Here is a 5,027-nt window from a genome sequence, read left to right on the forward strand (position 1 = left end):
CGTTCGCTGAGTAAGCGACTCACACCAAATCATAGATTTGGGTTCTCTGCTTAAGAACCTTTAGCAGCTCATTTTCAAATGTTTTCTCCAAAAAATATTTATGATTTCTGGTGAAGATATTCACATAAAAGTCTAGTAAAAACTGTTTATATATTGAGCGGGAATGAAGAGTATAGTGTAGAAATTACAATTGGTGGTAAATTATGTTATAATTATTTTATTTATTATAGAGAATTGATTAAATTGGTATTATAAGGAGCATGAAGATGATAAAATTGTTCACAGCATTTGCTACAGGGGAAGATTTCTTTTATGAAGGAGCCTTTATTGCTAAGGTAAAATATCAAAGATTTAGTGAAAGTACAAGTGATGAAAACTTTAAAAATGAAATAATAAAGAATAGTAAGAAACTTTGTATAATTGAATGTTCAGGATATAATGGAACACAAATTATTGAGAAATTGACAGTTTATTTGATGATGAATGTAGAAGTAAAAGAAGCAAAAAAACCAGATGTATTAGAAAATCAAGGAGACTTATGGCGTAATTTTTCAAAGAAAGAAATTGCGGATTTTAGTCATACTACTGGTGATACAAATTCAATTCATTTAACAGAAAATCCTGTAGTTCAAGGATTATTTATATTAAAAGAACTCTGTCATACTACAAATGCAAATGAAATAGAAGTAAAGTATTCACATCCTGTATATGGGGAAAATCCAGTGTATATTGTAAAAGAAGAAAATACAATAAAGGGATATAGTGATGGATTCTTGTGTTTCCAAGCTACAGTACTAGGTTGATAATGTTACATTAGTTTTAGTTGCATAATGTAATATATGTTTTTCTTATGAGAGGATGGAACTCATTTATGAGGATAAAGCGAATTAAATTCTTGGTTCAGTTAAAATAATCTGATAGCAGATTGTACCAAGATAATTCAATAGGAGTTTCCAGGGTTCACAGTTGAAAAGAACTTTAATGAACTTTGTGAATTACAAAATGAAATAGCTGAAAGAGGCTATTATGAAACCTTTGAACACAGATTTGTAATAGCTGCACAAAATAATAAAAATTAGTTAACTTTGGGATTATAGATACCTACAAAAAAGTGGGTAATATGCAAATATTAGAAAGTGTGTTATCCTACAGATATACTTAAAAAGGGGTGTGTGCAATGAGAAATCCAGTTGAAACTATAGGAAATTTAATTGATAAACAAAGTGTAGCTTTTATTGGCTCTGTAGATGAAGATGGTTTTCCAAATAACAAAGCTATGTTGCCACCTAGAAAAAGAGAAGGAATAAAGGTTTTTTATTTTACAACAAATACTTCTTCAATGAGGGTAAGGCAATATAGAGAAAATCCAAAAGCCTGCATTTACTTTTGCGATAAGAGGTTTTTTAGAGGTGTAATGCTAAAAGGAACAATGGAAGTTTTAGAAGATAAGGAAAGTAAAAAGATGATTTGGCGCGATGGCGATACGATGTATTATCCATTAGGAGTAGATGATCCAGATTATTGTGTTTTGAAATTTACAGCAAAATTAGGAAGATTTTATAGCAATTTTAAATCTGAAGATTTTACTGTTGAATAATTATGTTATTCCTTTCATATTTAGTTTTAGGCTTATAGTCAAACAAAGAAATTAGGTGTATGTGTTTAAAACCTTTACGGTTAAATGAGGGAGAGACATATGTACCTAATTTTTGTGTTTATCTAAAATTTTAAATAATTAATAAAAAATCTTCATATAATCTTCACAATTATATTGTATTATTTATTAGTAATTACTTAAACTAAGTTTTAAAATGGGATTATTGACCATAATTACAAATGTTAATATTAAATTGTAGGATGTAGGAGGTTTTTATGGCGGGAAAGTTTATTAAATTTATAACAGTAGTATCAGTAGTATTCGCATTAGGTTATATTTTTACTTTTTCATCTGACAAAAGTACTATAAGTGATAAGCTTGATAATGTAAGTAGTTATGTAAAGTCGCTAAGAAATTCTAATTTTGATAACCTTCTAAGTAAATTGAAAGGAATTATAATTGTTAGAAGAACTGATGGGGAAAACGATGAAATATCCCCTAGTGAATTAGAACAATATATTTTAAATGAGATTCATAATGTAGAAGGAATTCAAATAGTTAGAGGACCTAAAAGCATAAAAATAATAAAACCAATACAAAAAACTCCTGTAAAAAAAGATTTTCAGTTGGGAGATATAAAAGAAAATACTAATCTTGTTGTAAATGACCCTGGATATAGATATGAGTGGGATATTAGTTACACAGAATCAGATAAGGCATGGCCTTTAATAAAACAAAAAAGGGAAATAAAAGTTGCGGTTCTAGATACAGGTGTAGATTATACACATCCAGATTTGAAAAATAGAGTGCTAACAAATAAGGGATATAACTTTGTAGACAATAATTCTAATATAATGGATGATAATGGTCATGGCACTCATGTATCGGGAATAATAGCTGCAAGTGCAGATAATGGTACTGGTATAGCTGGAATTACAGGAACTTTAGATGTGAAAATAATTCCTATAAAAGTGCTTGATGGCAATGGAGAAGGAGATATAGATACAATTGTTAAAGGTATTAAATATGCAGCAGATAATGGAGCAGATGTGATTAATTTGAGTTTCGGGACAAATGAAAAGAGTAAAGAGATTTCTGCGGCAATAAATTATGCTAAGAATAAGGGAGCTTTTGTAGTAGCTGCTGCAGGAAATGATGACTCAAGCAGTGATAATGTGAGTCCAGCAAGTGATGGGGCATTTGCAGTAGCTGCAATGGATTATAATTATAAAAAAGCTTACTTCTCTGATTATGGAAATTGTATAAAGGTTTCTGCACCAGGAGTTCAAATATTAAGTACAGTTCCAGGAGGGTATGAAGCGTGGGATGGAACAAGTATGGCGGCACCAGTCGTGACAGGAATTGCGGCTATGGTAAAGGCAGAAGATCCTAACTTATCTCCAAGTCAAATAGAAGAGGTTTTAGATAGTACTACAAAGGATATTATGTCAAAAGGAAAAGATATGCAAACAGGATATGGGCTTATCGATGCCTATAATGCAATTAAGAAAGTAAAACAATTAGAAAAATAATAAATGTAAAATACAGGTTATTTACCTGTATTTTTTGTAGTTATGGATAACTTAAACATGAACAGAAAAGTATATTTTTATAGTGATTAGAAAAAAATATGTTTTGTAATATTTAAATATTAAAGGAGGAAATAAAAATGGAAACTACTATGACTAGACGTTCTAATTCACTTATATCTGAAGGAAATCCAATGCAGTCATGCATTGATATGTGCAGTCAATGTATACAATTCTGCCAAGAGTGTATAAATCTATGTTTACAAGAAAGCAATGTTAGAGATAGAATGTACTGCATAAAAACTCTTCAAGATTGCGCAGAAATATGTTCTACTGCAGTTTGTTTTATGTCAAGAGGCAGCGGACATATTAGAGAAATATGTACTGTGTGTGCAGCAATCTGTGAAAGTTGTGCAAAAGAATGTAGTACATTTGATGATCAACACTGTCAAACATGTGCAGATACATGTCGCCAATGCGCCAGTGAATGTAGACATATGTTAAATATGTAGAATTATTAACTTTACTCTATGCCTTAATATAAAAAATTAAATAATAAATTGAACTCAAAATCGCTACCAAAATGATAGCGATTTTTTATTTTCTTGATTGTGCCTTATATCAAAATACATTATTTATTCATATTATATTAACTGTAAAAGTTTTTGGAGGAAAATAATGAATTATAGTTTAGAAAATTGTCCATTTACATTGAATTCTACAAGGATTTGTGCAAATAATGCATTAGAAACAGCTATAAAAATATCTAAAATGGGTTTTAGTAATATGAAGCCTAATGCTGTAATTTTGGTGAATAAAAATGATGTTTTTCATGGAATAGCAGCAACCTCTTTAGTTCATTTTCCAATTAATGCAGCTCTTTTGTTTACGGATGGAAAAAGATTAAGCAAGGAAACCTTAAAGGAAATTCAAAGACTATCACCAAAAGGGTATAAAGGTATACATGTAATTTTAGTTGGAAACATTTCGAAAAATGTATCTTCAGAGCTTAATAGTTGTGGATTTAAAACACATCATATGGCAGGCTGCAGCCATTATGAAACAGCATGTATAATACCCAATGTAAGAAAAGAGTTCAAAAACGTTCTTATAGTTTCAGGAGAAGATTATTCAGAAGGAATTACCGCAGGGTATTGGGCTGCGCATCATGGGGATCCAATTTTATTTGTCCAGAAAAAAAGAATTCCTCAATGTACTATAGACACAATTAAAAAAATGAATGGTATTAATATTTATATTATTGGATCAGCCAGAACCATATCAAAGGAAGTTGAAAAGTATTTATGTAATATGGATAGTGTTAAAAGTTTGACTAGAATAGACGGAAACACCCCTTACGATATAGCAGTCAATTTTGCAATATTCAAAGATGTTAAAACTGAATTTGGATGGGGAAGAAATTATAGAGGAGGCCATGCATTTACATTTGGAGACCTCAACAATCCTATGGAAATTATAGCAGGCGCATTATTTGCACATATGGGCAAACATACGCCGCCATTATTGCTTGAAAAAGATAAAATACCAGCAGTAGTAGAAAGATATATTAAATCAATTAAGCCTTTACCACATAAGGACATGCCTAAACCTCAATTTATGCATGGATTTATTCTTGGTAATACAGAGATTATCAGCTATGAAACACAAGTAATGATAGAAACTTTTCTTTCCATTGACCATGAAATGATGTGTCAGATGAGCAATGAAGTGAAAGATAACATGGATAATGAAATGAAGGAGCACATGGATCATGGAATGATGTGCCATATGGGTAAAGAAATGAAGGGTAACATGGATCATGGAATGATGTGTCAGATGGGTAAAGAAATGAAGGATAACATGGACCATGGAATGATGCATCATATGGGCAATGAAATGAA

General features: G+C 30.7%; 5 protein-coding genes. All 5 read left to right on the plus strand.

Features of this window, described 5'->3' with window-relative positions; all coding sequences use genetic code 11:
• The first annotated feature begins 266 nt into the window (after positions 1–266).
• The gene (locus COL3_RS26295) at positions 267–803 is read left to right on the plus strand and encodes a hypothetical protein (protein ID WP_008429930.1); all 537 of its coding nucleotides are present in this window, start codon (positions 267–269) and stop codon (positions 801–803) included.
• Between the two features lie 374 nt (positions 804–1,177).
• On the plus strand, positions 1,178–1,597 hold the full coding sequence (locus COL3_RS26300; protein WP_008429928.1) for a pyridoxamine 5'-phosphate oxidase family protein: 420 nt from the start codon (positions 1,178–1,180) through the stop codon (positions 1,595–1,597).
• Between the two features lie 275 nt (positions 1,598–1,872).
• Complete coding sequence (locus COL3_RS26305; protein WP_008429927.1) at positions 1,873–3,129, plus strand: S8 family peptidase; 1,257 nt, start codon at positions 1,873–1,875, stop codon at positions 3,127–3,129.
• Positions 3,130–3,266: 137 nt separating this feature from the next.
• Positions 3,267–3,638, plus strand: coding sequence for a four-helix bundle copper-binding protein (locus COL3_RS26310; RefSeq protein WP_008429926.1), 372 nt, complete (start codon positions 3,267–3,269; stop codon positions 3,636–3,638).
• Positions 3,639–3,804: 166 nt separating this feature from the next.
• Positions 3,805–5,027 (plus strand): cell wall-binding repeat-containing protein (locus tag COL3_RS26315; RefSeq protein WP_099716771.1); only part of this gene is annotated, 1,223 nt, incomplete at its 3' end.

Source organism: Clostridium sp. LS (genome assembly GCF_002760435.1).
GTDB lineage: Bacteria > Bacillota > Clostridia > Clostridiales > Clostridiaceae > Clostridium.

Excerpts from the sequence above, each read along its gene's own strand:
- COL3_RS26295 (WP_008429930.1), top strand. The coding sequence starts at position 267 with ATGATAAAATTGTTCACAGCATTTGCTACAGGGGAAGATTTCTTTTAT.
- COL3_RS26300 (WP_008429928.1), top strand. The coding sequence starts at position 1,178 with ATGAGAAATCCAGTTGAAACTATAGGAAATTTAATTGATAAACAAAGT.
- COL3_RS26305 (WP_008429927.1), top strand. The coding sequence starts at position 1,873 with ATGGCGGGAAAGTTTATTAAATTTATAACAGTAGTATCAGTAGTATTC.
- COL3_RS26310 (WP_008429926.1), top strand. The coding sequence starts at position 3,267 with ATGGAAACTACTATGACTAGACGTTCTAATTCACTTATATCTGAAGGA.